The organism is Actinomadura sp. 3N508 (assembly GCF_044326375.1).
In the GTDB taxonomy this organism is placed as follows: domain Bacteria; phylum Actinomycetota; class Actinomycetes; order Streptosporangiales; family Streptosporangiaceae; genus Spirillospora.
In genome coordinates this window covers 15,451-41,082 of the sequence record NZ_JBIRAX010000022.1, presented here as the reverse complement: position 1 = coordinate 41,082, position 25,632 = coordinate 15,451, and the positions used below count along the sequence as shown (strand labels likewise).

The following is a 25,632-nucleotide window of genomic DNA, read 5'->3' as shown; positions in this document are numbered from 1 at the left end:
TTCCTCAGGAAATAGTTTCATCCTGAACTAAGGGGGGCTTATGGCCACGACGTTCGAACTCGGCGACTTCGTCCTGCAGGGCGGCGCGACCCTGCGCGGGGCGCAACTCACCTACGAGACCTACGGTGACCTGGCGGAAGACAAGAGCAACGCCATCGTCTATCCCACCTGGTACTCCGGCCGCCACCAGGACAACGAGTGGCTCATCGGCGAGGGCATGGCGCTGGACCCGTCCCGTTACTTCATCATCGTGCCGAACATGCTCGGCAACGGCCTGTCCAGCTCGCCCAGCAACACCCCGCCGCCCTACGACCGGGCCCGCTTCCCGAACGTCACGATGTACGACAACGTCGAGGCCCAGTACCGCCTGGTCACGGAGCATTTCGGCATCGAGCGCCTGCCGCTGGTCACCGGCTGGTCCATGGGCGCGGGCCAGACCTACCAGTGGGCCGTCAGCCACCCCGAGATGGTCGACCGCATCGCCCCGTTCTGCGGCTCGTCCCGCTGCAGCTACCACAACAAGGTGTTCCTCGAAGGCGTGAAGGCCGCGCTCACCGCCGACGCCGCGTTCGAGAACGGCTGGTACACCAGCCCACCCACCAAGGGCCTCCGCGCCGCCGCCCGCGTCTACGCCGGCTGGGGCTTCTCCCAGGCGTTCTACTGGGACCGCCTCTACGAGCAACTCGGCTTCAGCTCCCTGGAAGACTTCCTCGTCGGCTTCTGGGAGGGCTTCTTCCTGGACGACCGCGACGCCAACAACCTCCTCACCATGCTCTGGACATGGCAGAACTCCGACGTGGGTCAGACCCCGGGCTTCAACGGCGACACCAAGGCCGCGCTAGCGTCCATCAAGGCCAAGACGCTGGTCATGCCCGGCGAAAAGGACCTGTACTTCCCACCAGAAGACGAGGCCTGGGCCGTCCAGCACATCCCCGGCGCCGAACTACGCGTGATCCCCAGCGTCTGGGGCCACTTCGCAGGCCACGGCACCAACCCCGTAGACACCGCCTTCATAGACACAGCCCTAAAGGAACTTCTCGCCCGATAACCACCCCCACCCGCCACCGACGCCCCGGCCCCCGGGCCGCCGATGGCCGCAAAGCGGCGCCCCGGTGCGCTGCATGCGTGCGCGGTGCGCTGATACCTGGCGCCGTGGGGCCTGGTGGACGCAGTGCCTCCGGTGTCCAGCGGTTGATGCGTGGTGGGTGTGGTGCGTGGCGCCCGGTCGTGCTGCGTGGTGCTCTGGTGCCCGGTGCCCGGTGCCCGGTGCCCGGTTGCTGGGGCTTGCTGGCTGGGCTCGCTGGTTAGTGGTTGGTGGCGGAGGGCTTGTTGGGGACTGTCGGGCGGTAGGTGATGGTCCTTTGGTCAGAGGTCGCGGCGCTGGAAGGCGACTCCGGCCAGGCCGAGGACGACGGCGGCCCAGAGGAGGGTCCAGGCGGCGTAGGCGACGGTGAGCGGGGCGTCACTCAGGAACGGGTGGCCGTCGAACCCACCGGGAAGCCCTCCCGAAAACGCCGGGTGCTGGATCGCGTGCATGGCCCCGCGCCATAGGCCGTCCGTCGGGAGCAGCACCCGGGAGACGTCCCCGACCCGCTCGACGCCTTCGTTGCCGAGGGCCTGGCCGACGCCGCCGACCACGCCCGCGATCCAGGTGGCGCCGAACAGGCCGACCGCGACGATGCCCGACGCCATCGGCGAGATCACGGTGGACAGCAGCAGGCCCAGCGTGAGCAGCACGGTCGACTGGGCGGCCAGCAGCACCAGGCCGGTCACCGGCTCCGGCGGCCAGTAGTCCATCGTGACCTTGACGATGACGAACTGAGCGAGCCCCGCCACGGCCACGAACCCGCTGGCGAAGACCACCAGGCCCAGCCATTTGCCCAGCAGCACCGCCGAGCGGCGGATCGGACGCGCCAGGACGGCCAGTGCCGTCCCCGACTCGATCTCGCCCGCCAACGTGGGGCCGGCGAGGAAGGCGGTGCCGAGGGCGGCGATCAGGCTCAGGCCGAACATCACCAGGTTCAGCACCGTGGACGCGGCCAGCCGGGCCTCTCCGCTGGTGAGCGTCCCGAACTCGGCGTCGAGCCGGGCGAACCCCCAGGCGCTGAGGCCGAGCAGGATCACCGTCATCACGGCGAGCGAGCGCAGTACGCGCCTGCGCGCCGCCTCCTGGAGGGTGAGGGCGGCGATGGTGAAAACGATCCGGACGGTCATCGGCGATCCTCTCCGGGGCCGGTGCGGAGGATGTCCAGCAGCCGTTCTTCCAGGCTGATCCGCCCGGGTTCGACGGCGTGCACCCGAACCCCGAGCGCCACCAGATCGGCCACGAGGTCCGGGACGGTGGCAAGGCCCTGCCCGGTGTCCTGCTCGATGTCGTGGCCTTTGCCCTGCCCGGCGCCCTGCCTCGCGGTCTGGGCGGGGTCGTGGGTGGTGGGGAGTTCGATTGTGTACTCGTCGGCTGTGCGGGTCAGGCGGCCGGTGGCTGCTAGGCGTGCCTCTGCCTCTGGGGTCACGTTGTCCAGGCGGAGTCGTAGTTCGCGGGCGCCGAGTAGTTCGGCCAGGGTGCCGGACGTGGCGACGCGGCCCTTGTCGAGGATGACGACGCGGTCGCAGACCCGCTCCACCTCGCCGATCAGATGGGAGTTGAGCAGGACCGCGACTCCGCGGGATCGCAGGGACAGCAGGAGGTCGCGGACGTCGGCGCGGCCGAGCGGGTCGAGGGCGCTTGTGGGCTCGTCGAGGACGACCAGGTCTGGTCGGGCGACCAGCGCCACTGCCAGGCCGAGGCGCTGCTGCATGCCCTTGGAGAAGCCGCCCACCCGGTCTTCGGCCCGGTCGGCGAGGCCGACGGTGGACAGGCATTCGCGGCGCTCCGAGTCAGGCACCGTGGTGCCTGCGAGCCGGACGTGCAGGCGCAGTACCTCGGCGGCGGTGAGCCATGGCTGGTAGCGGAACAGTTCCGGCAGGTAGCCGACGCGGGCGCGGGCGCGCGGGTCTCGTGCGGGGCGTCCGAGCAGGAGCACCTCGCCCGCGTCCGGACGGACCAGGCCCAGCAGGATCTTGATGACGGTCGTCTTCCCGGCGCCGTTCGGACCGAGCAGGCCGACCACCTCGCCGCGTCCGACGGTGAACGACACGTCGTTGACCGCGGTCTGCCGCCGGTACTTCTTGCGCAGGCCCGAGCACCATGCGGCTGGTGCCGGCGGCAGCTCCGCCAGGAGCTGCTTCGCGGGCTCGGTGCGGGGCGTCACCGGAGCCCCCTTGCCACCGACAGGACCTCGCGGGCGCTCAGCGAGCCCGCCACGGCGGTGACGACGCCGTTGTCCACCCAGACCACGGCCGACATCGCGCCGTCGCGTGCGGTGAGGACCGTGGCCGGGATCCCGCCGACGTCGGCGGTGGCGGTCTCCATCTTCTCGACCTGCACGAACAGGGGCAGCGTCGTCCCTGTGCCGGTGTAGGTGCGCAGTTGCGCCTTGACGTTCTCCGGCAGGGTGGGAAGGGACAGCAGGTAGTCGCGGGCCGTCGCGAACGGGAGGCCCGCCGAGTACACCGTGGGCGCGATCGCGCGGGCCACGATGAGGGACGGGACGGGACGGCCCTGCGACCAGGCCGCGACGATCCCGGGACCGGCGCCCAGCCGGAACCTGCTGCCGTCCAGGCCGGGGGGTGGCGGCGGCGCCTTTCCCCCGGCCGCCGCGACGGTCTGCGCGGTCTTCGCCATCGAGAAGGTGAAGAGTGCGCTCGTCTTGCCGGCGATCCGGTACTTCGGTTCTCCCGTTGCGCCGCGGGGGAGCCTGCCTACGCGGGGCACGGGGAGCCCTGTGGCGTTGTGCGCGGCGGCGGCGTCGGCCACCGGGCGGATCTCGATCTTCGAGGTCACCACCAGGTCGCCGAAGGCGTCGAGCTCCGGTAGCCGCACGAGGTCGGCGCGCGGGGCGGTGACCGGGGCGATCTGCTCGGCGCGGAAGATCTGGAACCAGTCCGCAGCCGCCGCGACACCGGCCCCGCCCAGGAGGGCGACGACGCCGACGATGGCGACCACCGGGTTGCGCAGTTTCGCCTGCCAGCGGCTCGGGGGGTCGGCGGTTGCCTCCGGTGTTTCCCCGGCGGCGATCGCGGTGGTCAGGCGGTGCCAGCCGGCGTCGACGTCGACGATGAGCTCGACGTCCGGGGTGAACGTGATGTCGAGGGTGGAGGCGGCGGCGGTCGCGTCTTCTTGGGCGGCCGCCAGCTCCGACAGGCATGACGCGCAGTCGGCGACGTGATCGCGGTCGGCGCCGGCGACGCCGGACGGCTCGTCCAGCAGCCGGCGCAGCGTGCCGTCACTCGGATGGCGCATGGCGGTTCAACTCCTCCCGCAGAGCGGACTCGGCGCGCCGCACGGTGGTGCCCACGCTGCCGGGGGAAAGATCGAGGGCGGCGGCGACCTCGGCGTAGCTGAGGCCGCTGTGCCGCAGGACGAGGGCGACCGCCTGCCTGCGCGGAAGGCGCGCCAGCGCCTCCCGGACGCGGCGGCGCTCGTCGAGGGTCACGACCGTGTCGGCGACGTCAGGGCTGACGGTTCCGCCGTCGTCGGCGGCCTCTTCGCGGGACGTGCGGCGGCGGCCGGAGCGCAGATGGTTCAGCGCGGTGTGCGCGGCGGCGACCGACAGCCAGCCCCCGGCCTCGCCCGCCGGGACCGCGGAGCGCGCGAACGCCAGGAACACCTCCTGGGCGACGTCTTCGGCCTCGTCCCGGGTGCCGAGCACGCGGGCGGCGACGGCGACGACCCGCGGGTACGCCGCGCGGAACACCTCTTCGAGGTCGGCCCGGACGGCCGCCTCCCGGCTCGGACGATCCGGCACCGCCACCCCGCCGCCCCTTCGCTCGGCACGCCCGGTCACGCCGCCGTGTCCATCTGCGGACAGGGCGGCCGGGAGCGCGGCGGCCGGTGCGCTCCCACCTTGCCCTACAAGGTCCATACCTGTAGAGCACCGCCGGAGCTCCGCATGTGACACCGGGGTTCGTCGGGATTTGCCACTATGCCGGTAGCTCGGTGATCACTACGTTGGGGCGTTATGAGACCCCGCTGGGCCGTCCTCACGTCGGTCGCCGCTCTTGCCACCGCGCTCCTTCCAGCAGGTGCCGCCCAGGCCCAGGCGGCTCCCGCGTCGCCTTCCGGTGGCGGGCACAAGGTTCGGTGCGTGTACACCCCTACGCCCGACAACCCGCCCGCCAAGCCTGTGCGTCCGCCTCACTCCAAGGCTCGTGCCCACGGCAAGGTCGACGTCGTCCTGGTCACCAACTTCGGCGTCGTCGCCATCCGCATGGACCGCGGGAACGCCCCCTGTGCCGTGCACAGCTTCGTGAGCCTGACCCGGCAGAAGTTCTACAACGACACGCGGTGCTGGCGGCTGACCAACTCGCAGCGGCTCGGCGTCCTGCAGTGCGGCGACATCTACCGGGCGGAAGAGGGCGGGCCCGGCTACAAGTTCGACGACGAGCTCACCGGCAAGGAGACCTACCCGCGCGGGACGGTCGCCATGGGCAACTGGGGCCCGGACACCAACGGCAGCCAGTTCTTCCTCGTCCACTCCAGGGCCGAGATCCCGCCCGCGTACACGGTGCTGGGCAAGGTCACCTGGGGCCTCCCGGTCCTCGACCGGATCGTGAAGGGCGGGATCACTCCCGGCCCGAGCGGTCCCCAGGACGGCGAACCCGCCAAGCCCGTCAAGATCCACCGCGTCTTCGTCCACGGCTGATCCCGGGCAGCACTTCAGCGGGACACGGTCTTCAGGGACGCGGCCGCGCGTTCCGGGGCCAGGTCCCAGGCGGTGATCGTCTGGTCGCCGCTTGAGGACAGCAGCGTGCGGCCGTCCCGGCCGAACGACAGGCCCAGGACGATGTCGGTGTGGCCGGTGAGCGTGGCCCATCGCGTGCGTGCGGGGACGTCCCACACGACGACGGAGCGGTCGAGGCTCGCCGTGGCCAGGCGGTCGCCGGACGGGGCGAACTCGATCGCCCGGATCTCCGCCGCGTGCCCGGCCAGCACGCCGACGCGGCGGTGCGACCGCGCGTCCCACAGCAGCACCCGCCCGTCGCCGCCGCCCGACGCCAGCAGCCGCCCGTCCGGGCTGTAGTCGATCTCCTCGACGTCGCCCGCGTGCCCGGACACCCGCGCGACCGGACGCCGCGCGCCGAGGTCCCAGAACGTCAGGGCGCGGTCGTCGCCCCCGGTCACGAGCGTCTTCCCGCCGGGACTGAACGCGACGTCGCCGACCAGCGGACGGCCGCGCTTGAGGGTGGCGAGCGGGCGGCGCGCGGCCAGGTCCCACCAGATGACCGCGCCGCTGTGGTCCGCGGCGGCGAGCGTCCGGCCGTCCGGGGCGAAGGCGATGCTGCGGAGCCCCGCGGAATGTCCCTCCAGGGTTGCGGCGAGGCGCCGGTCCTGCCAGATGCGGATCGTCCCGTCGTCGCCGCCGGTCGCGACGGTCCGGCCACCGGCGGCGGTGTCCATGGCCCCAAGCCCGGCCTTGGCGCCGGTGACGGGCGGCGCGGGCGTGTCGGCCGGGCGGTGGTCGCGGGTGTTCCACCAGCGGACGGCGCCGTCCTGGTCGGCGGACACGGCGGCGCGGCCGTCCTCGACGAGGGAGACGGCGTTCACCCAGCCGGTGTGACCGGTGTACGGCATCGTCCGGCGGTCCCAGATCAGCGCGCTCTGGTCCGCGGCGGCGGTGGCGATCAGCCCGCCGTCCGGGGCGGCGGCCACGTCGTACAGCCCGCTGGTGTGGCCGGTGAGCTCGGTGACGGCGGTCTGCGAACCCGTGTCCCACAGCTTGGCGACCTGGTCGTACCCGGCGGAGATGAGCGTCCGTCCGCCGTCGGTGAAGGCCAGTGCCCGGACGGGGGCGGCATGCGCGAGCCGCCGCTTGGGCTTCAGCAGGCGTCGGCCGGCCAGATCCCAGATATGGACTTCGCAGTCCTCGCCCGCCGCGGCCAGGCGCCGCCCGTCCGGGCTGAACGCGACGGCGAAGAGCGGCGCGTCGCTGACTTTCAGCGTCTCTGCCGGTTCCGGTTCCCCGCCGCCGGTGCGCGGGGTCCAGAGTGCGACGCGGCCGCTCTCGTCCGCGATCGCCACCCGGCGGCCGTCCGGCGCGAACGCGACCTCGGTCATCTGGCCGCCGTGCCCGCCGAGCTCGTCGACCTTCCGGCCGGTGGAGGTCTCCCAGACCATGGTCTTCTTCGCCGCCCCGGACGCGGCGACCAGCCGCCCGTCGGGGCTGAACGCGAGCCCGTCGAGGACGCCCTTCGCCTGCATGCGGGCGACCCGCGCGTTGTCGGACGTCCGCCACAGCGTGACACCGCCGCCCAGGTCGGCGGCGGCGAGCAGGCCGCCGTCCGGGCTGTACTCCAGGGCGCGCACGGCGCCGCCGCCCGGGCGGAGCCGGCCGGTCTCGGTGTGCGCGCGGCCGTCCCAGAGGATCACGGTGCCGTCCTGCCCGCCGGTGGCCAGCTCCGCGCCGTCCGGCCGGATCGCGACCACCTTCACCATGCCCGCGTGCCCGCTCAGCCTGGCCTGGTAGGGGCGGCGGGCCGCGATGCTCAGCAGCGCGCTGCGGGCGTCGAGCGTCGGGGCGATCCGGTACGCCTCGGCGGCGCTGCGGGCGGCCCCGCGGACGTCGGTGGGCAGCCGCGCCACCGCCTCGGCGGCCAGCTGCCGGGACCGGGCCAGCCGCCGCTGCTCGTCGGCCTCCGCCCGCTCGCTCAACGCCAGGCCCCCGGACGCGACGGCGACCAGCAGCAGGACCGACAGGGCCGACACCAGCCCCTGCAGCACACGAGTCCGCCGCTCGGCCGCCGCCGTCCTCCTGCGGTGCGCGGCGGACGAGGCGTCCAGAAAGTCACGTTCCAGCGGGCCGAGGTCTTCGTCGTGCGCCTCGGCCCACTCGGCGGCCATGGTCAGGCGCGGGCCCTGGTAGAGGCTGCCCTCGTCGCGTCCGATGGCGTCCCATTCGGCGGCGGCCGCGGCCAGCCGGGCGCGCAGGCGCAGCCCCTCGCGGTCCCGGGCGAGCCATTCGCGCAGCCGCGGCCAGGTGCGGATCAGCGCCTCGTGCGCGATCTCGACCTCGTCGTCGTGGAGGGTGATCAGGCGGGCGTGCGCCAGCCGCTCGACGAGGGCGCCGCAGCGCAGCGCGCCGTCGAGCTCGGCGCGGGCCACGGGCCGCCGCACGGTCAGCTCCGGGGCCGTGTCGCCGACCGTGACCAGCCGCGTCATCAGCCGCCGCACCGCCCGCCGCTCGGGCTCGGACAGCCGCTGGTAGATCTCCTCGGCCGTGTCGGCGATCGCGCCGTGCACGCCGCCCGCCGCCTCGTACCCGGCCAGCGTCAGCGTCTTGCCGCGACGCCGCCGCCAGGTCTCCAGCAGCGCGTGCGACACCAGCGGCAGCGCGCCCGGCTCGGTGCCCGCGTCCTGGATCACCCGCGCCACCAGCGCCGGTTCCAGCACCAGCCCCTCGGCGGCGGCCGGTTTCACGATCGCCTCGCGCAGCTCCTCCCCGCGCATCGAGCCGACCAGCACGCCCGCGTCGCGCAGCGCCGCGACCAGCTCGGGGTGCTCGGCGCAGCGCCCGTAGAAGTCGGCCCGGACGGCGATGACCGTCCGGCCCCGGCGGGCGAGGACCGCGTCGATGAAGGCGTCGCGGTCGGCGGCGTCCGGGCGGAGCGTGAACACCTCCTCGAACTGGTCGACGACCAGCACCTCCGCGCCGGGCGGCGGCACGCCGTGCTCGCCCGGCGTGACGACCGCCGCGTCCGCCGCGTCCAGGCCCAGGCGGGGGACGACGCCCGCGCGCAGCAGCGAGGACTTCCCGCTGCCCGAAGGGCCGAACACCGCGACGAAGCGGTCCCGCCGCGTCCTGGCGACGATCTCGTCGACCAGCGCGTCGCGGCCGAAGAACCGTCCCGCGTCCCCGGCCTCGTACCGGGAGAGCCCGAGGTAGGGAGGCTCCGCGTCGGGGGCGTCGGAGGTCTCCTCCGTGAGGCGGCGCCGCAGGTCCTCCCACCGCCGCCGCCACTCCTCGCGGTCCCCGCCGCAGGCGTCGACGTAGGCGAGCGTGACCTGGAGGCTCGGCAGCCGCTCCCCGCGCGCCGCCGCGGCCAGCGCCGACGCCGAGAAGCGGGTCCGGTCGGCCAGTTCCCGGTAGCCGGGTTCCCCCGCCTCGCGCCTCAGCTCCCGCAGCCCGTGCGCGAAACCGTGCAGCGGATCGGCCTTCGGGTCGAGTTCTCGCTCGGGACGGGGCACGGGCCACCCCCGGTTCTCTCGTCGGTTTCCGGCTTCATCGCGTCATTCGGGTTGTGCAGTTTCGGGCCCCCTTGCTGCACAACGCGGCACAGCGTAGACCACCAGAACGGACCGAGACCGGGTCGTCACGCGAACGCGGTCTCGGTGCCTGCACGCTCGCAACCCGCCAGCCGTATCCCGTGAAAGGTGCAGAATGCTCCGCCGATCCCTGCAACGTTCCCGACGCTCCCGGCAGCGGTCCCTGCGGCGGCTGGCCGCCGTCCCGGTGGCCGGGACGGTCCTGCTGGCGGGCTGCTCCCTGCCCGGATTCGGAGACGGGGACGGCGGCGGAGACGGGGGCGGAGGCACCGGTAAGGGAGAGGGCGGCGGCAAGCTGCCGGCCACGGGGATGTCGCAGTGGATCCTGGCGAAGCAGCCCGTCCGCGTGGACCTGCTCTCCCTCGACAAGACCTCCGGCAAGGCGGTGACCGCCCGCCTCCGCGTCACCCACACCGGCGCCGAGGGATCGTTCCTGTTCAGCCAGTCCGACCTCGGCGGACGCCGGGCCCCCAAGGACTCCCTGTCCGGCGTCACACTCGTCGACGGGGTCAACCGCAAGCGCTACTACCCGTGGTGGGGCGCCGACGGTGCATGCGTCTGCTCCATCGCGGGCGGATCGGGGATGTTCATCGAGCCGGGCGCGAGCGCCGAGTACTTCGTCAGCTTCCCGGTGCCGCCGGTGCGCAAGGTGATGCTGCTGGTGCCCAACACCCCGCCGTTCATGGACGTCCCGATCGGCGACAAGCCCGGCCCGGTGACCGCGCCCGAGGGCCAGCAGGAACGCGATCCCGCCAAGGTGGCCCTGGACGGTCCCGAGATCGTCCCGCTCACCGACGAGTCCGAGGCCCTGGACGGCAGCAGCGAGCAGACCGAGAACGACCAGAAGGTCGAGGTGCGCCTCTCCGCGGACGTGCTCTTCGCCCTCAACAAGGCGGACCTGAACCCCCGCGCGCAGGACGTCCTCCGCCGGGTCGCAGCCCAGATCAACGCGTCGAAGGCGGCGACCGTCGTCACGATCGACGGCTACACCGACGACACCGGCAACGACGCGATCAACGTTCCGCTGTCGCAGCGGCGGGCGCAGGCGGTGCAGAAGGCGCTGGCGCCGATGGTCACCAAGCCCGGGATCACCTACCGGGCGGCGGGGCACGGCTCGGCCGATCCGGTGGCCGGCAACGACACCGAGGAGGACCGCAAGCGCAACCGGCGCGTGAGCATCGGCTTCGCCCGATGAGCACGCTCCGCGAGATGAACGCCGTCCCCTCGATGAACGCCGCCCGCCCGATGAACGCCGCCCGCCCGATGAACGCCGCCCGCTCGAAGAACGCCGCCCGCCCGATGAACGCCGCCCGCTCGAAGAACGCAGTGCGCACGATGAAAGCGAGCATCCGCATGTCCCGCCGTCCGATGACCGCGCTCCTCGCCGCCCTGCTCCTGCTGGCTGGCCCGGCCCTGCACGCCTCGCCCGCGCGAGCGGACGGCGCCGTCGCTCCCGCTCAGGGCCGGGCACCCTCCCCGGGGCCCACCGGGCCGACCGCGAGGCCGACCCTGCCCGTGCTGGCCGAGGCCAAGTTCAACCCGGCCCAGGCGAAGAACTCGAACGGCTCCGACCGCACCGGGGCCGTCGTGAAGATCAACGGCTTCAAGGCGGACGGGCAGGGCCTCGGCGTCCTCTACTGGACGCTGCGCAACGAGGGCGACTCTTCCGAGAGCCTCGGACCGGGCGACTTCGCCGCCTCCGAACGCTGGGGGGAGTCGGTCGTCTCGCCGTCCGGCGTGCGCATCGTGTACGAGGGGCGGCGCCACGCGACCCTCTTCCACGAGAACCAGTGCCTGTGCTACCGGAACCCGCCCGGAATCGACTACAGCTTCGTCTCCCAGGGCGAGGAGATCCTGCTGAGCCAGGTGTTCCTCATCAGCCCGACCGCCACCCACGTCACCGTTGAGATTCCGGCCTTCCACCCGGTGCCCAACATCCCCGTCCAGCGGTGAGAAGCACTTCACATCCGTATCGATGTCACATCACGCCTGGTCGTCCCGTCTGTCCTTGTGTAACGGCTGACACGGCAAGGAGAACGTGATGGACGCTCGATTCGACTACTACGGCAACCCGACCACGGCGAAGTTCATGAAGTACGTCCAGTCGGCCGGCAAGGAACTGGGGAAGACGACCCTGCCCGCCGCGACGCGCGAGCTGGTGCACATCCGCGCCAGCCAGATCAACGGCTGCGGGGTCTGCGTCGACATGCACACCAAGGACGCCGCGCACGCGGGGGAGACCCCGGCACGGCTGAACATGATCGCCGCCTGGCGCGAGGCCAAGGTCTTCACCGAGGCCGAGCGCGCCGCCCTGGAGCTGACCGAGCAGGGCACCCGCATCGCAGACGCGGCGGGCGGGGTGCCGGACGAGGTGTGGGCGAACGCCGTCAAGCACTACGACGAGGACCAGCTCGCCGCCCTGGTGTCGGAGATCGCCCTCATCAACGCCTGGAACCGGCTGAACGTCATCACCCAGCAGCCCGCCGGCGACTACGAGCCCGGCCAGTGGGGCTGATCTGAGAGATCCCGCGAAGGCCCGCCCGGCCCCGCATGCCAAGGCCCCGCCGAGTTTCACGCCCCCGATCGGCGGGGCCTTTCCCTGCCCGCTCCCCGCCCGCGCCTCTTCGGGATCACCGACGGTGGCGGGGCATAGCCTCCGTGCGATGGCCAAGTGAGATTGGGCTGGCGACCTGCGGCGACGTCAAGATGGAAACGTCCAAACGTTGTCCAAACCGGCGTCCACCCCCCGGGAACGCATATGGCCCTCCAGCAACCCCACGCCATCGAGCAGCCCCACGCCGCCGACCCGCAGCGCCACGCCGTCGGCCTGCAGCCCCATGCCATCGGCCCGCAGGACCACGAGGCCGCGTACGAACGCGAACTCGCCATCGTCCGGGCCCAGTTCAACCCCGCCTCCGCCGGCGGCTGGGGCATCATCTTCGACCGGCACGCCCACCGGTGGACCGCGGTCCGCGGGTCCCGCACCATCGTCCACGCGGGCAGCGCGAGCGAGCTCCGCGCGAAGCTCACCGCCGGCCACTGGAACCTCGCCGCGCGCTAGCCGCCGCCGTCCGTGGGGCCGTGGATCTCGCGTTGCCAGAGCCAGGTGGTGATGCGCTCGACCGCGCGGTCGCGGTGGCGGCGGTAGGTGCTGAACGGCAGGCCCAGCATCTCGGCGGCGCGTTCCTGCGTCGGCGCCGGACGCAGGAACGTGCGGTCGATGACCCGGTACAGCGACTCCTCGCCGCGGAGCGTCCCGGCCGCTTCGGCGATCAGGTCCGGGAGCGTCCCGGGACGATGGCGGACGAGCCGCGACCGCATGAGCGGATTCCCAGCGAGCCGCTCGGGACGATGCAGATCCTTCAACGCCGCCCGCACCGCGTCGGCGAACTCGGGCTGGGAGAGCACCAGTTCCGGGGCCGTCCCGGTGGGCGGGGCCGCTTCGGCGCCGAGTTCGCGTTCGGCGGTCAGCTCCAGCCATTCCTCGACGCTCAGCCGCCGCCAGTCGTGGGCGTACACCTCGTACGGGCGGCCGCCGATCTCGTATCGGGTGGCGTGGTGGAAGTCGAAATGGCTTAGCAGCGGGTCCCAGTAGTCGCGGTCGGACGGGACGGAGACGACGTCCCACGCACGCGGCCCGCGTGTGATGATCTCCTGGCCGTTCCACAGCCGGATCAGCGTCTCCGCGCGGGACGGGCGGATGTGCGCCTCGGAGTCCACGAAGAACCGCCAGGCCATGACACTCTCCCCCGGACGGGCCGGGCCGTGGCGGCGGGTGTACTCCCACATCGTCCGGGCGCCCGGATCGTGTGCCAGGTCCCGCTCGTCCGCCTCGTGCAGGGGGAGGAACGCCGCGTACCCGAACATCTCGCCGGAGGTGTCGCGGAAGGCGCCGAACGCGTCCGGCCGGCGGTCCAGCCAGTACGCCGCGAACCGGGCCTGCTCCTCGCCCTGCGTGCGCCGGGTCAGGTCGAGGAGGGCGGCGTGGTCGTCCGGGCGGACCTCGTCGGTGCGGAAGCGGCCCAGCCCGGTGAGCTGCCAGTACGAGCTGACGACCGGATGGGACCGGCTGAGGAACAGCACGTCCGCGACGTGCTTGCGGCGGTCGCGGCGGTTGCCCGTCGCCTGCCGGACGCGCTCGACGAAATGCCCGCGGAGCCTGCGGTGCAGGGCGGCGTACCCGTCCGGATCGCGCCAGCGCAGGTCGGCGTCCAGGATGTCGCGGGCGACGTCGTGCGGGTAGATGCCGTGCTCCCCCTCCTCCATGAAGGACAGCGTCCGCAGCCACCGGAACAACTCAGGGACGCCGTCGCCGTCGAGCATGGCGCGCAGCAGTTCCTCTGTGGTGAACCGGGCGTGCGCGCACACCTGGAGCGCCCGCGCGTGCCGGTGCGAGGGGACCTGGTCGATCACGCGCCCGAGCAGGGCCCGGACGACGTCGGGGGCGGCGGCCAGCGCGTCCGGCACCGCGCGGCCCTCCCGCCGCTGCCGGACGATCATGTCCACGGTCAGCGACAGCGCCAGCGGATGCCCGTGCGTCATGGCGAGGACCTGCTCGTGCAGGTCGTCGGGGACGCCCTCCACCCGCAGGTAGGCGCGGGTGTCCTCCGGGCGCAGGTTCCGCAGCGACACCACCCGCAGCAGTTCCCGCCACCCCGGATCGGCGCTCCAGCGGGGGCCGGGCGCGTCCCGTCCGGCGATGACCACGAGGGCGTCGGACGGCAGCGACGGCAGGAAGGTCTCCCGGACCCAGTCGTCCAGCGGCGCGAGCAGCTCGTAGGTGTCGATCATGACCACCCGGCGGCCCGGACCCGCCCCGGCCGCCGCCCGCGCGAACGCCTCGGGCGCCGGGTCCACGGTCCGGGCGTCGACCAGCGCGGGCGCGAGCCCGTGGCGCCGCGCCTCCTCGGCCAGCTCGGCCAGCAGCGCGCTCTTCCCGACGCCGCCGGGCCCGTGCACGAACAGCACCGAGAACGGCGCGTCGGCCCCGGCGTCGAGCACGCCGCCGAACAGCTCGATCTCCCCGGACCGGCCGACGAACCGGCGCCGCCGGGCCCGCCGCAGCCGATCCCCGAACGTCCCGCTCATCGGCACCCTCCGCGCACCCGCCCGCCTGTCCTGCTCACGCTAGGCCACCGGATCGGGCAGTAGACGGACAGCGAATGGCCTGTCGGATGGACACCGGACCGCCGGATCGTCGTCGTACCTCGCCGCTACGAAGGAGGTACGGAGATGGGACGCGTCGGAGAGCGCGCGGTCGTGCTCGGGGCCGGGATGGCGGGCCTGCTCGCCGCCCGGGTTCTGGCCGGGGCCTACGACCAGGTGACGATCGTCGAACGGGACGAACCGCCCGAGCCGGGCCGGCCTCGGAAGGGCGTGCCGCAGGGACGGCACGCGCACATGCTGATGCCGCGCGGGCAGGAGGTCTTGCAGGAGCTGTTCCCCGGCCTTGAGGACGAGCTGGTCGACGCCGGGGCCGTGGTCGCGGACCCGAGCACCGAGCACCGGTTCAACCTGGGCGGGCACGCGCTGTGCCGGGTGCCGCGCAGCGACCGCGCGGTGCAGGCGAGCCGCCCGCTGCTGGAGGGCGCCGTCCGTGAGCGGGTGCGGGCGCTGGACGGCGTCGTCTTCGCCCACGGCTGCGACGCCGTCGGGCTGGTCGCGCCCGATCCCCGCCGCGTGACCGGTGTGCGGATCATGCGCCGGGTCCCGGGCAGCGCCGAGGAGGAGCTCCCCGCCGACCTGGTGGTGGACGCGACGGGACGCGCCGCCCGGACCCGGCTCTGGCTGGAGTCGCTCGGCTACGATCCGGCCCCGCGCGAGGAGATCGAGGTCGGGGTGGCGTACGCGAGCCGTCCCGTCCGGCTGCCGCTGGGGGCGCTGCCGGACAAGGCCGTCGTGGTCGGGCCGGGGCCGGGACGGCCGCGCGGGATGGCCCTGATCGCGGTCGAGGGCGACCGGCACCTGCTGACCGTCGCCGGGCTCGACAGGGGGCACCGGCCGCCGGCCGACCCCGAGGGCTTTCTCGCCTACATGGAGACCCTGGCCCCGCCGGACGTGGCGAGGGCGGTGCGCGCGGCCGAGCCGCTCGGGGAGATCTCCGCGCACCGCTACCCGTCCGACCTGCGGCACCGCTACGAGCGGCTGCGGCGGTTCCCGGCGGGCCTGCTGGTGACCGGGGACGCGCTGTGCAGCTTCAACCCCATCTACGCCCAGGGGATGACGGTCGCGTGCCTGGAGGCGCGGGTGCTCGCCCGCTGCCTGGACGCCGCCGGAGCCCGCGACCTGACCCGGCGGTACTTCCGCGCGGTCGCCAAGGCGCTGGACGTCCCGTGGCGGATGGCCGTGGCGGCCGACCTGTCCATGCCCGAGGTGCCGGGACGGCGCGGACCGGCGATCCGGCTGCTCAACGCCTATGTCGGCCGCGTCCAGGCGGCCGCGTCCCGCGACCCCGAGATCGCGGGGCGGCTGGTGCGCGTGATCGGGCTCCTCGACCCGCCGGCCGCGCTGATGCGCCCGTCCGTGCTCGCCGCCGCCTGCGCCGTCCGGCGTAGGGGCGAAGCCTCCCCGGGGACGACGCCGCGCCCCGGAACCGCATCCGATCATCACTTCACCGTAGGAACCGAACAGGGAGCGCAGCGATGAAGACGCTCGACCGAACCGAACTGATCACCGTGGCGGGCCTGGTCACCGGGGCCGCGGGGCTCCTGATCCAGAAGGTGGCCGGGGTGGAGATGCCGGTCGTCCCGCCCGGGATGATCATCCTGCTGGTGGTGGCCGCGCTGATGGCCGCGACCCGCTGGCGCTGGACGCCGATCCTCGCCGTGCTGGCCGCGCTGGCGGAGGTGGCCGGGTTCGTCGGCAGCCTGGCCGATGCGGGCGCGTTCGGCGAGTACGCCGGCGCCCTGGTCCGGGGCGCGGGCGTCACCGTCGCCCTGGTCGCCGGAATCGCCGCCACGGTCGGCAACTACCGGACCCGGAAAGCCACCGCTCCCGCACCGACGCGCTGACCCGCCGACCCGCCGACCCGCTGACCGCCGCGTCGACCGCCGGCCCGCCCGCCCCGGCCCGCCCGCCGGGGCGGGCGCCGCCGCCGGACGCGGCGGCGTCACGGGCTGACGCGCAGGGCGATCATGGCGATGTCGTCGGTGCCGGTGCTGGGCATGTCGTCCAGGAGGGCGTCGCAGAAGTCCTCCAGCGGGCGGGACACGAGCGCGGAGGCATGCCGGCGGAGCCGCTCCAGGCTCGCGTCCAGGTCCTCGCCCGGATGTTCGACGAGGCCGTCGGTGTAGAGCAGCAGGGTGGAGCCGTGCGGCAGCGGTTCGATCGCGCTGCGGTAGGGTTGGTCGAGCGGGGAGCCGAGCAGGGGGTCGGCGACCTCGTCCAGGAAGCGGGCGCCGCCGCCCGGAGCGATCAGCAGCGGCGGCGGATGCCCGGCGACGGCGTAGTTGAGCCGGTACCGGCCCGGTTCGGGCTGCTCGACGCGCGCCAGGACGCAGGTCGCCGTCGCGTCCGGGTCCACCGTCTCCATGGCGATGTTGAGGCGGCGGAGGATCTCGCAGGGCGGGGTGAGCCGGTCCGCGGTCAGCACGCGCAGCATGTTGCGCAGCCGGCTCATCTCCACGGCGGCGGCCAGGTCGTGGCCGACGACGTCGCCGATGGCCAGCGCGGTCGCGCCGTCGGACAGGACGAACGAGTCGTACCAGTCGCCGCCCACCTCGGCCGCGGCGGGGCTGGCCAGGTACCGGGCGGCCAGTTCCAGATCGTCGAGCCGGGGCGGGTCGGCGAGCAGGCTGTGCTGGAGCGCCAGGGCCACCTGCTGGGTGCGGTGGAACTGGACGGCGTTGCTCAGCGCGTCGTGGGTGTGGTTGAAGATCTGCCGCATGAGCGCGACGTCGTCCGGCCCGAGGGGGTCGCGGTCGGCGAGCCGGGCGGCGGTCACCGCCGCCGCCACGGTCCCGTCGACGATGACCGGCATCAGCACGATGCTGGTGGCCTCGGCCTCGGTGAGAAAGGCGACGGTCGACCTCGGCAGCAGATCCTCGGGCGGGCGGCCCGGCGGGAACGTGAGGTGCAGCGGGCGGCGCCGCTTGATCGCGCGGGCGAACCCGCTGTCGGGGGCGAAGCGCTCCTCGCCGGTCGGCGGCTGCCGCCGGGTCCCCGGCCGCGCCGCGGTGGCGATCCGGCGCACGACGATCGGGGCGCCCGCGGGCCGGTCGACCAGGTCGGGGAGCAGGTACACGCCGCACCCGTCGGCCAGCGTGGGGACGAGCACGTCGGCGAGCGCGCCGAACACCTCGGCCAGCTCGGCCTGCTCCACGGCCGCCGCCGCGGCCCGGTCGAGCAGGTCCCTGCGCTCGCGCTCCCGCCACTGCTCCTCGACGTCGGTGCAGGTGCCGACCCACTCGACGACCTCGCCGTCCTCGAACACGGGCGCGGCCTGGACGTCGTAGTGCCGGTACTCGCCGTCCCGCCCCCGCACCCGGTAGGTGTAGTGCCAGGGCCGGCCCTCCGCGCACGCCTCGGTCCACGAGCGCAGCGCCGCCGCGCGGTCGTCGGGATGCAGGACGTCCGACCAGCCGTCGCCGCGGTACTCCTCCCAGGACTGTCCGGTGAGCCGCTCCCAGACGCCGCTCGACTCGGTCACCTGGCCCTGCGGGTCCGCCACCCACACGATCGACGCGCCCAGCCACACCAGGCTCTCGTACCGGCGCCGGATCCGCTCCTGCTCCTTGGTGGCGCGGTCGGCGCGCCGTGCCGCGGCGACCTGCTCGGTCACGTCCACCGCGATCACCAGCACGCCGGGCCGCCCGTGGGTGAACCGGGACAGGCTGACCGACAGGAACCGGTCGGGGCCGGCGGCGGGCGCCGCCCGCACCGGCGCCTCGACGAGGCTCACCGGCTCCCCGGTGGCCAGCACGTGGTCGAACAGGCCGGCGTAGTCGTGCCGCGTCCGGTCGCTGAACGCCTCCGCGAGCGGCCGGCCGAGCTCGGGGTCGCCGACGAAGGCGCGGAAGGCGCGGTTGGTGTACGCCACCCGGTGGCCGGGCCCGGCCGTCAGGGCGACCGCGACCGGCGTCGGATCGAACGCCTCCAGCGCGAGCCACTCCATCGCACGGCTGTCGCCGTCATGCATCACACGTCCCTCGGTTCCTCCCCCGCACCCCGGGATATCCCCTCCCTACCCACGATGCCGGGCCGTATCAGCCCCAGGTCGCGGGGCCTCGCGGGCCGCGCGGGTCGCGTGGGACGGGTGTGGAGTTCTGGACGCCGGCGGCCGAATGCGGACTCGGCACCCGGCCAACCATTGGGCGACAGGAGACGTCTTCTTCAACATCGATGTCACTTTGCGCGACGGAGGTCCAGAAATGCGCGCATTTATCGGGGGCTTGTTGACACTCGTACTGTCGGCCGCTCTCATCGGAGTAACCGGCACGTCCGCGTCGGCGGCCTGCTCGACCCCCTGGGGTTCGCTGCAGAAAGGCTCGCTGAGCGGCTACTCGGAGGGCCCACTGGAGCGGGTCCGCACCGGTCAGCAGTCCTGCTATGACCGACTGGTCATCGAGGTGGACGGAACCGCCTTCGGCCACCTCGTCGGATACGTCGACGAGGTGGTCCAGGAGGGTTCCGGCAAGCCGGTTCCGCTGCGCGGCAGCGCCAAGCTGCGGATCATCGTCCAGGCGGCCACCGCGCCCGGCTTCCCGGCCACCTCGCCCGAGCTGGCCAACGTCAGCGGCTACCGCACGTTCCGGCAGGTCGCCGGGGCGGCCTCGTTCGAGAGCCAGACCACGATCGGCGTCGGCGTCCGTGCGCGGCTGCCGTTCCGCGTCCTCACCCTCCCGCGCGACGGCGGCGGCACGCGCCTCGTCGTCGACGTGGCCCACACCTGGTAGTTCCCGGCACGCAGCGGCGGCCCGGTCCCGCACCGGGCCGCCGCCCGGCCGCCGCCCGCCGGCCCTCGGAATCCCGTTCCCGAAAAGGGGATGAATTGCAGACCACAACGGCCTGCGCGGCGACGGCCGGCCGCTTCTGAAAGCGCCCGACCAGGACGCCTATTTAATACGTAGACCTATCTTTCGATTCCGGGATTGCTTCTCCCTCTCACTCCATCGACCGTGTGTCCCGGCGGCCCCGGGCCGCCGGGAGGTACACCCCCAACCCCCCATGGAGGAGAGGCACATGCCGAGCAAACGGCTGACGAGAACGGGCCTGGCCGCAGTCGCCGCCGTCGTGGTCGTGAACGGCGCCCCCGCACACGCCGAACTCACCCAGGGCGTCCAGAGCGACGCCGCGGCGGCCAAGACGCAGAGCGCGCAGGCACAGCCCGTCGAGGCGCACGGCATCACCGCGGAGGAGCTCGAAGCGGCCGGCTCCGCCCTGATGGAGCCCCCGCCGGGCGGCTGGCCCGTCCCGAGCAGGCGCAGCTACTACCTGACCGGGTCGTGCCAGGCGTCCGCATCGGTGATCGCCGCGGGCGCCGCGGCGTGGCAGGGGCTCACCCAGGGCGGCGGGACGCCGGTCGAGTGCCGTAACAGCTACATCAGCGACTGCGGCGGAGGCGGCAGGATCGTCGGCTGCAACTGGGGCCAGGGCCAGCGCATCGCGCTGTTCCTCGGCGGTGTCAGGGACCAGCGGCTGCTCGCCGCGCACGAGTTCGGCCACGACTGGTACGGGCACAGCAGCTACCAGTGCGCCGGCTGGGGAAGCGCGTCCGAGGTCATGGCGCCGTCCCTGTGCGGCGGCAAGCTGGGCAAGACGCAGCCGATCCCGATCGACTGACCCTTCCCGCCCCGGCGAAGATCCGGGAGAGACACGGCGTGCGTCCCCGTCAGCGACCTGGCGGGGACGCGCGCCGTTTCCGTGCTCCGGCGAACCGCGGGGGCCGGGCGGGACCAGGGATTTCGGGACGTGGGGTTGTCGCGGACCGGTACAAGACTTAACTTCACTGTCACCGCGGTACCGGTTGCCAATCGCTCCCAGTCACCCGCTCGCTCCCAGGAACAGGCCGGCCGCGGCGTCACCCGCCGGAGTCGTCCATGAACCCCCCGCCCATTCGCACCCCGGCTGCGCCCGTCCTGATCGGCAGGACGGGCGAGCTGAACTCGTTGCTCGACGTCGCCGCCCGCCCACCCGCCGTGGCGCTGGTGGAGGGAGAGGCCGGGATCGGCAAGACCCGCCTGATCCACGAGGCGCTGCGGCATCCGTCGCTCAGGGACCGCGTGGTCCTGCTCGGCCGCTGCCACCCGCTCCGCGAGCCGTTCCCCTACGGCCCCGTCTTCGAGCTGCTGCGGCATCTGCCCATGGACCGGGTCGCCGAGCCAAGCCCGGTCTGCGGCGCGCTGCGCCCCTACCTGCCCGAACTGGCCGACCGGCTGCCGCCCGCGCTCGAACCGCTGCACGACGCGCGGGCCCGCGAGCACCGGGTGTTCCGCGCCGTCCACGCGCTGCTCGGCGCGCTCGGCGAGACCGTCATGGTCGTCGAGGACCTGCACTGGGCCGACGACGGCACCCGGGACCTGCTGCGGTTCCTGGTGGACGATCCGCCCGCCGGCCTGTCGGCGGTGCTCAGCTACCGCCCGGAGGACCTGTCGGGCGACCGGCTGCCGCTGGGCCGCGCCTTCCGGCACCCTCCCGGCACCACCGGCCTGCTCCTCCCGCTCCGCCCGCTCGACGTGCAGGGCGTCCGCGGGCTGCTCGCCGCCGTCACCGAGGCCCCCGGCCCCGAGGTCGCGGCGGACCTCGCCGAGGAACTGCACCGGCGCAGCGCGGGCATCCCGTTCGTGGTGGAGGAGGTTGTCCGGGCCCTGCCCGCCTCGGTCCGGGGCGAGACGGGGGTATTGGACGGGATGGAGGTCCCCACCCCGCTCCAGGAGGCGATCGCGGACCGGATGAAACCGCTCTCGCCCGCGGCGGCCGAAGCCGTGCGGGCAGCCTCGGTCCTGCGCCTCCCAGCGGGAGAGGCGCTGATCGGCGCGGTCATGGGCGACACCCCGGCCCCGGCAGCGGACCGCTCCTGCGCGATCCGCGAGGCACTGCTCGCCGGGGTCCTGTACGAGTGCGGCAGGAACAGGTACGGGTTCCGGCACGCGCTGGCCCAGCAGGCCGTCTACTCCGCGCTGCCCGGCCCGGACCGGTGCAGGCTGCACCGGCAGGCGGTCCGGGCGCTGGCCGACGAGGAGCCGCAGCCGCTCGTCCAGCTCGCCTACCACGCGCGCGAGGCCGGAATGGTCGCGGAATGGCAGCGCTACGCCGAGGCCGCCGCCGCCACGGCCCGCCAGATGGGCGATCTGGCGGTCGCCGTGGAGATCCTGGAGGAACTGCTGTCCGACTCCCGTCTCGGGCGGGAGGAACGCGCCAGGATCGCGGTCGAGTTCAGCCGCGACGCGGTGCTCGGCCTCACCAACCGCCGGGCCGTCGACCTGCTGCGGACCGTCGTCCGGGACGAGCACATCCCGGGCTGCCTGCGCGGTGAGATCAGGCTGAACCTGGGGCTGCTCCTCTACAACCAGATGGGCGACTACGAGGCGGGCCGGGCCAGCACCGAGACCGCCGTCGAGGAACTGCGCGAGCGTCCGGCGCTAGCGGCCAGGGGAATGGCGGCGCTGGCGATGCCGAGCTGGGGCGAGCATCCGTTCCCCGTCTACCTGCGATGGATCGAGCGCGCCGAGGATCTGGTGGCCGCCGAGCCCGACCCCGCCGTCCGGACGGCGGTGCGCGGCAATCACCTCACGCTGCGGATGTTCGAAGGCGACTCGACCGTCTGGGAACGTGCCGAAGCGCTGATCGGCGCCGCCGGCGCGGGCACCGACCGCAGGCAGGCCGCGCGCGCCTGCGGGAACTTCGCCGACGCCGCCACCTGGCTCGGCCACTACCCGCGGGCGCAGCGGTTCCGCGCCGCCGGCGGGCGCCTCGCCGCCGAGTGCGCCGCCGCGTTCGTCGAGGGCACGATGGAGGGCACCGCGCTGCGTCTCGACTGGTACGCGGGCCGCTGGGACGGGCTCGCCGAGCGGGCGCGGCAGACGCTGGAGATCGTCCAGGGCGTCTCCGGCATCGCGGCGGACGCCCATCTCGTGCTCGGCCTGCTGGCGTCCGCGCTCGGCAACTGGCGCACCGCCGCCACGGAACTCGACGCGGCCGGGCTCGCCGACCCCGCGAACGCGCCCGCGACGGTCCTCGCCACCGCGTCCGGCGCGATGACCCGGCTGCACACCGCGCGCGGCGACCTCGAAGACGCGGTGGCCGAGGCCCGGCGGGGCCTCGCCCGGATCCGCGGCAAGGGAATCTGGACCTGGGCCGGCGACCTGGTCCCGATGGCCGTCGTCGCGCTGGTCCGCGCCGGTTCACCCGCCGAGGCCCAGCAGATCATCGACGAGTTCGCCGAGGGCATCGCGGGCCGGGACGCCCCGATGGCCGCCGCCGCGCTCCCCGCCTGCCGGGGCGTCCTCGCCGCCGGACGCGGAGACGACGCCGGCGCGGCCGAGGCGTTCACCGCCGCACGAGCCGCCTACGCCGCCCTGCCGCAGCCGTACCACGCCGCCCGCGCCGCGGAGGCGGCGGCGCGATCCCGGATGGCGATGGGCGGCGCCACCCGGGAGCTGGCGAGCCTCGTGGAGGAGTTCGCGGCGCTCGGCGCGTCCCGGGACGCGGCGCGCTGCCGCCGGGTGCTGCGCGGTCACGGCGTCGTGCTGCCCACGCGCCGCGGCCGCCGCGGCTACGGCGACCAGCTCTCGCCCCGCGAGTGCGAGGTCGCCCGGCTGGTGGCGCTCGGCCACACGAACCGGGAGATCGCCGACACGCTCGTCCTGTCCACGCGGACCGTCGAGCAGCACGTCGCCAAGGTCCTCCGCAAGCTCAACGTGCGATCCCGCGCCCAGATCACGCTGGAGGTGACACCGCCTCAGGCGGGGAGCGCGAGCGCCGCGGTGAGAATGAGCGGCGGCTTGGGGGACATGAGGGCCTGCTGATCGAGCAGGTCCAGACCCACCGGAAGCCGGCGGAGCCGTGTGAGGCCCGCGGCGGCCGGACCCCGGTAGGGGCCCGGGTATCGTCGGGGCGGTCGTCCGGGGACGACGGAGCCGGGTGCGTGCGGGGGAGAGCATGATCAGGACGTTGATCATTGACAACTACGACTCCTACACCTACAATCTCTTCCAGCTCATCGCCGTGGTCAACGGGGTCGAGCCCACGGTCGTGCGGGGCGACGCGGCGGTGTGCGCGGACCTTGATCTCGGCGCGTTCGACAACGTGGTGGTGTCGCCGGGGCCGGGGCATCCGTCCCGCGCCCGCGACTTCGGCGGCGCGGCGGCGCTGATCGCCCGGACGGAGGTTCCGCTCCTCGGCGTCTGCCTCGGGCACCAGGGCATCGGCGCGGGCGAGGGCGGTGTGGTGAGCCCGGCGCCGTGGCCGCGGCACGGTCACCTGTCGACCATCAGGCACGACGGCAGTGACCTGTTCGCGGGCGTGCCGCAGGGGTTCACGGGCGTGCGCTACCACTCCTTCCGGCTGCTGGAGCCGTTGCCGCCGACGCTGGAGGCGACCGCGTGGGCCGAGGACGGCGTCCTGATGGCGCTCCGGCACCGGACCCGCCCGCTGTGGGGCGTCCAGTTCCACCCCGAGTCGGTGCTGACCGAACACGGGCACCGGCTGCTCGCCAACTTCCGTGACATCACCGCGCGCCGCCGCGGCGGAGCCGGGCTCCTGCCCGCCGGCGGGGCGTCCCGGCCGTGAGCACCCGCTTCCGGCTGCTCACCCGCACGCTCCCCGTGCCGGTGGACCTGGAGACGGTCTTCGAGCGCCTGTACGCCGGGTCGCCCACCGCGTTCTGGCTGGACAGCGCGCAGGCCGAGCCCGGCCTGGCGCGTTTCTCCTTCGCCGGGGACGGCTCCGGGCCCCTCGCGGAGGTCGTCCGGTACGACGTGACGACGGGCATGGCCGAGATCCAGCGGCCCGGACGGCCGGTCGGCCGGACGCGCACCGGGATCTTCGACGTCCTGGCGGACCGGCTCGCCCGGCGCCGGATCGACGCGCCCGAACTGCCGTTCGACTTCGCCTGCGGGTACGTCGGGTACTTCGGGTACGAGCTGAAGGCCGACTGCGGGTCGCCGAACCGGCACCGGTCGCCCGCCCCCGACGCGTGCTGGCTTTTCGCCGACCGGCTCATCGCGGTCGATCACCAGGAGCGGGTCACCCACCTGCTGTGCCTGTGCGAGGACACCCCGGCCGGACGGCAGGACGCCACCACCTGGCTGGACGCGACCGCCGAGACCCTGCGCGGAGTCCCGGAGCCCGCCGCGAGCGGCCCGCCGCCCCCGGTGGTCACCGACATCGCCGCGGCCGAGCCCTGGCTCGTCCGCGACAGGGCCCGCTACATCGCCGACATCCGGGCCTGCCAGGCGGCCCTGCGGGCGGGGGAGAGCTACGAGATCTGCCTCACCAACACCGCCCGGCTCCCCGCCCCGCCCGACCGTGACCCGTTCGGCTTCTACCGGGCGCTGCGGCGCACGAACCCGGCCCCGTACTCGGCCTATCTGAGGTTCGGCGACGTGCGGGTGGCGTGCTCGTCGCCCGAACGCTTCCTGCGCGTCGACCGGACGGGCCACGCCGAGGCACGCCCGATCAAGGGCACCGCCCCCCGCAGCGCCGACCCCGCCGCGGACCGTGCGCTCCGTGCCGCGCTCGGCACCAGCGCGAAGGCCCGGGCCGAGAACCTCATGATCGTCGACCTGCTCCGCAACGACCTGGGCCGCGTCAGCGTTCCCGGAACCGTCACCGTCCCCCGGCTGATGGCCACCGAGACCTACGCCACCGTGCACCAGCTCGTGTCCACCGTCCGCGGCAGGCTCCGCGACGGCGTCACCGCCCTGGACGCCGTGCGCGCCTGCTTCCCGGGCGGCTCGATGACCGGCGCCCCCAAGCTGCGCACGATGGAGATCATCGACTCGCTGGAGACCGAGGCGCGCGGTGTCTACTCCGGCGCCATCGGCTACCTGGGCTGTACCGGCACCGCGGACCTCAACATCGTGATCCGCACCGCCGTCTTCACCGGCGGCGCGCTGCGCCTCGGGGCCGGTGGCGCCATCGTCCTGGACTCCGACCCTGCCGAGGAGTACGAGGAAATGCTGCTGAAAACGGCCGCCCCGATGCGCGCCTACCACTCCTGGATCTCGTCCGGCTCCGACTAGCGTCCGGCCCCGGACTGGCGGCGCCGGCGATTCCACGGCGCATGGATTCACCTTCCGGAACGAACAATGGCTCCTGAATTGACGCCACCA

General features: G+C 73.7%; 20 protein-coding genes. 13 read left to right on the top strand and 7 right to left on the bottom strand.

Features of this window, described 5'->3' with window-relative positions:
- Positions 1-40: 40 nt before the first annotated feature.
- Positions 41-1,048: an alpha/beta fold hydrolase gene (locus tag ACH34S_RS41215; protein WP_395958380.1), complete on the top strand. Its 1,008-nt coding sequence runs from the start codon at positions 41-43 to the stop codon at positions 1,046-1,048.
- A gap of 317 nt (positions 1,049-1,365) precedes the next feature.
- On the opposite strand, the gene ACH34S_RS41210 is transcribed toward ACH34S_RS41215, so the two are convergent.
- The 4 genes from ACH34S_RS41210 to ACH34S_RS41195 are packed head-to-tail and all read right to left on the bottom strand — an operon-like array spanning position 1,366 to position 4,853.
- A complete protein-coding gene (locus ACH34S_RS41210) occupies positions 1,366-2,214 on the bottom strand; it encodes an ABC transporter permease (RefSeq protein WP_395958379.1) in 849 nt (282 codons plus the stop codon).
- Positions 2,211-3,251 (bottom strand): ABC transporter ATP-binding protein, encoded by a 1,041-nt coding sequence (locus ACH34S_RS41205; RefSeq protein WP_395958378.1) that lies wholly within the window; start codon positions 3,249-3,251, stop codon positions 2,211-2,213. Before ACH34S_RS41205 ends, ACH34S_RS41210 begins: the two co-directional genes overlap by 4 nt.
- The gene (locus tag ACH34S_RS41200; protein WP_395958377.1) at positions 3,248-4,342 is read right to left on the bottom strand and encodes a hypothetical protein; all 1,095 of its coding nucleotides are present in this window, start codon (positions 4,340-4,342) and stop codon (positions 3,248-3,250) included. The genes ACH34S_RS41205 and ACH34S_RS41200 overlap by 4 nt, the downstream gene beginning before the upstream one ends.
- The gene (locus tag ACH34S_RS41195; RefSeq protein ID WP_395958376.1) at positions 4,326-4,853 is read right to left on the bottom strand and encodes a sigma-70 family RNA polymerase sigma factor; all 528 of its coding nucleotides are present in this window, start codon (positions 4,851-4,853) and stop codon (positions 4,326-4,328) included. Before ACH34S_RS41195 ends, ACH34S_RS41200 begins: the two co-directional genes overlap by 17 nt.
- 333 nt (positions 4,854-5,186) lie before the next feature.
- Here ACH34S_RS41195 and ACH34S_RS41190 point away from each other — a divergent pair, with 333 nt between their 5' ends.
- The gene (locus ACH34S_RS41190) at positions 5,187-5,744 is read left to right on the top strand and encodes a peptidylprolyl isomerase (RefSeq protein ID WP_395958375.1); all 558 of its coding nucleotides are present in this window, start codon (positions 5,187-5,189) and stop codon (positions 5,742-5,744) included.
- Between the two features lie 14 nt (positions 5,745-5,758).
- On the opposite strand, the gene ACH34S_RS41185 is transcribed toward ACH34S_RS41190, so the two are convergent.
- Complete coding sequence (locus ACH34S_RS41185; RefSeq protein WP_395958374.1) at positions 5,759-9,283, bottom strand: hypothetical protein; 3,525 nt, start codon at positions 9,281-9,283, stop codon at positions 5,759-5,761.
- Positions 9,284-9,476: 193 nt separating this feature from the next.
- On the opposite strand from ACH34S_RS41185, the gene ACH34S_RS41180 reads away from it, so the two are divergent.
- The 4 genes from ACH34S_RS41180 to ACH34S_RS41165 all read left to right on the top strand — a co-directional run bounded on the left by ACH34S_RS41180 (position 9,477) and on the right by ACH34S_RS41165 (position 12,422).
- Positions 9,477-10,556, top strand: coding sequence for an OmpA family protein (locus ACH34S_RS41180; protein WP_395958373.1), 1,080 nt, complete (start codon positions 9,477-9,479; stop codon positions 10,554-10,556).
- Positions 10,553-11,314, top strand: a complete 762-nt coding sequence (locus ACH34S_RS41175) for a hypothetical protein (protein ID WP_395958372.1) — start codon at positions 10,553-10,555, stop codon at positions 11,312-11,314. The genes ACH34S_RS41180 and ACH34S_RS41175 overlap by 4 nt, the downstream gene beginning before the upstream one ends.
- Positions 11,315-11,402: 88 nt before the next feature.
- Positions 11,403-11,876 (top strand): carboxymuconolactone decarboxylase family protein, encoded by a 474-nt coding sequence (locus ACH34S_RS41170; RefSeq protein ID WP_395958371.1) that lies wholly within the window; start codon positions 11,403-11,405, stop codon positions 11,874-11,876.
- Positions 11,877-12,119: 243 nt separating this feature from the next.
- Positions 12,120-12,422: a hypothetical protein gene (locus tag ACH34S_RS41165; protein WP_395958370.1), complete on the top strand. Its 303-nt coding sequence runs from the start codon at positions 12,120-12,122 to the stop codon at positions 12,420-12,422.
- On the opposite strand, the gene ACH34S_RS41160 is transcribed toward ACH34S_RS41165, so the two are convergent.
- Entirely contained in the window at positions 12,419-14,449 is a 2,031-nt protein-coding gene (locus ACH34S_RS41160; protein WP_395958369.1) for an AAA family ATPase, read from the bottom strand. The two genes, ACH34S_RS41165 and ACH34S_RS41160, sit on opposite strands and share 4 nt — an antisense overlap.
- Positions 14,450-14,593: 144 nt before the next feature.
- Here ACH34S_RS41160 and ACH34S_RS41155 point away from each other — a divergent pair, with 144 nt between their 5' ends.
- Positions 14,594-16,006 carry an FAD-dependent oxidoreductase gene (locus ACH34S_RS41155; RefSeq protein ID WP_395958368.1) on the top strand — a complete coding sequence of 471 codons (1,413 nt, stop codon included), beginning with the start codon at positions 14,594-14,596 and terminating at the stop codon, positions 16,004-16,006.
- Positions 16,003-16,371, top strand: a complete 369-nt coding sequence (locus ACH34S_RS41150; RefSeq protein ID WP_395958367.1) for a hypothetical protein — start codon at positions 16,003-16,005, stop codon at positions 16,369-16,371. The genes ACH34S_RS41155 and ACH34S_RS41150 overlap by 4 nt, the downstream gene beginning before the upstream one ends.
- A gap of 98 nt (positions 16,372-16,469) precedes the next feature.
- On the opposite strand, the gene ACH34S_RS41145 is transcribed toward ACH34S_RS41150, so the two are convergent.
- Positions 16,470-18,497 carry a SpoIIE family protein phosphatase gene (locus ACH34S_RS41145; RefSeq protein WP_395958366.1) on the bottom strand — a complete coding sequence of 676 codons (2,028 nt, stop codon included), beginning with the start codon at positions 18,495-18,497 and terminating at the stop codon, positions 16,470-16,472.
- 256 nt (positions 18,498-18,753) lie between these two features.
- On the opposite strand from ACH34S_RS41145, the gene ACH34S_RS41140 reads away from it, so the two are divergent.
- The 5 genes from ACH34S_RS41140 (at position 18,754) to pabB (ending at position 25,542) form a co-directional block, all read left to right on the top strand.
- Positions 18,754-19,254, top strand: coding sequence for a hypothetical protein (locus tag ACH34S_RS41140; protein ID WP_395958365.1), 501 nt, complete (start codon positions 18,754-18,756; stop codon positions 19,252-19,254).
- A gap of 286 nt (positions 19,255-19,540) precedes the next feature.
- A complete protein-coding gene (locus ACH34S_RS41135; RefSeq protein ID WP_395958364.1) occupies positions 19,541-20,140 on the top strand; it encodes a hypothetical protein in 600 nt (199 codons plus the stop codon).
- A 257-nt stretch (positions 20,141-20,397) separates the two neighbouring features.
- Positions 20,398-23,325, top strand: coding sequence for an AAA family ATPase (locus ACH34S_RS41130; RefSeq protein ID WP_395958363.1), 2,928 nt, complete (start codon positions 20,398-20,400; stop codon positions 23,323-23,325).
- A gap of 145 nt (positions 23,326-23,470) precedes the next feature.
- Positions 23,471-24,088 carry an anthranilate synthase component II gene (locus tag ACH34S_RS41125; protein WP_395958362.1) on the top strand — a complete coding sequence of 206 codons (618 nt, stop codon included), beginning with the start codon at positions 23,471-23,473 and terminating at the stop codon, positions 24,086-24,088.
- Positions 24,085-25,542 (top strand): aminodeoxychorismate synthase component I, encoded by a 1,458-nt coding sequence (gene pabB, locus ACH34S_RS41120; RefSeq protein WP_395958361.1) that lies wholly within the window; start codon positions 24,085-24,087, stop codon positions 25,540-25,542. The genes ACH34S_RS41125 and pabB overlap by 4 nt, the downstream gene beginning before the upstream one ends.
- Positions 25,543-25,632: the final 90 nt, after the last annotated feature.

What these genes read in the sequence shown, in the direction of transcription:
- ACH34S_RS41150 (WP_395958367.1), top strand. Translation starts at nt 16,003, where the DNA reads ATGAAGACGCTCGACCGAACCGAACTGATCACCGTGGCGGGCCTGGTC.
- ACH34S_RS41215 (WP_395958380.1), top strand. Translation starts at nt 41, where the DNA reads ATGGCCACGACGTTCGAACTCGGCGACTTCGTCCTGCAGGGCGGCGCG.
- ACH34S_RS41210 (WP_395958379.1), bottom strand. Translation starts at nt 2,214, where the DNA reads ATGACCGTCCGGATCGTTTTCACCATCGCCGCCCTCACCCTCCAGGAG.
- ACH34S_RS41180 (WP_395958373.1), top strand. Translation starts at nt 9,477, where the DNA reads ATGCTCCGCCGATCCCTGCAACGTTCCCGACGCTCCCGGCAGCGGTCC.
- ACH34S_RS41170 (WP_395958371.1), top strand. Translation starts at nt 11,403, where the DNA reads ATGGACGCTCGATTCGACTACTACGGCAACCCGACCACGGCGAAGTTC.
- ACH34S_RS41135 (WP_395958364.1), top strand. Translation starts at nt 19,541, where the DNA reads ATGCCGAGCAAACGGCTGACGAGAACGGGCCTGGCCGCAGTCGCCGCC.
- ACH34S_RS41145 (WP_395958366.1), bottom strand. Translation starts at nt 18,497, where the DNA reads ATGCATGACGGCGACAGCCGTGCGATGGAGTGGCTCGCGCTGGAGGCG.
- ACH34S_RS41130 (WP_395958363.1), top strand. Translation starts at nt 20,398, where the DNA reads ATGAACCCCCCGCCCATTCGCACCCCGGCTGCGCCCGTCCTGATCGGC.
- ACH34S_RS41175 (WP_395958372.1), top strand. Translation starts at nt 10,553, where the DNA reads ATGAGCACGCTCCGCGAGATGAACGCCGTCCCCTCGATGAACGCCGCC.
- ACH34S_RS41200 (WP_395958377.1), bottom strand. Translation starts at nt 4,342, where the DNA reads ATGCGCCATCCGAGTGACGGCACGCTGCGCCGGCTGCTGGACGAGCCG.
- ACH34S_RS41160 (WP_395958369.1), bottom strand. Translation starts at nt 14,449, where the DNA reads ATGAGCGGGACGTTCGGGGATCGGCTGCGGCGGGCCCGGCGGCGCCGG.
- ACH34S_RS41165 (WP_395958370.1), top strand. Translation starts at nt 12,120, where the DNA reads ATGGCCCTCCAGCAACCCCACGCCATCGAGCAGCCCCACGCCGCCGAC.
- ACH34S_RS41155 (WP_395958368.1), top strand. Translation starts at nt 14,594, where the DNA reads ATGGGACGCGTCGGAGAGCGCGCGGTCGTGCTCGGGGCCGGGATGGCG.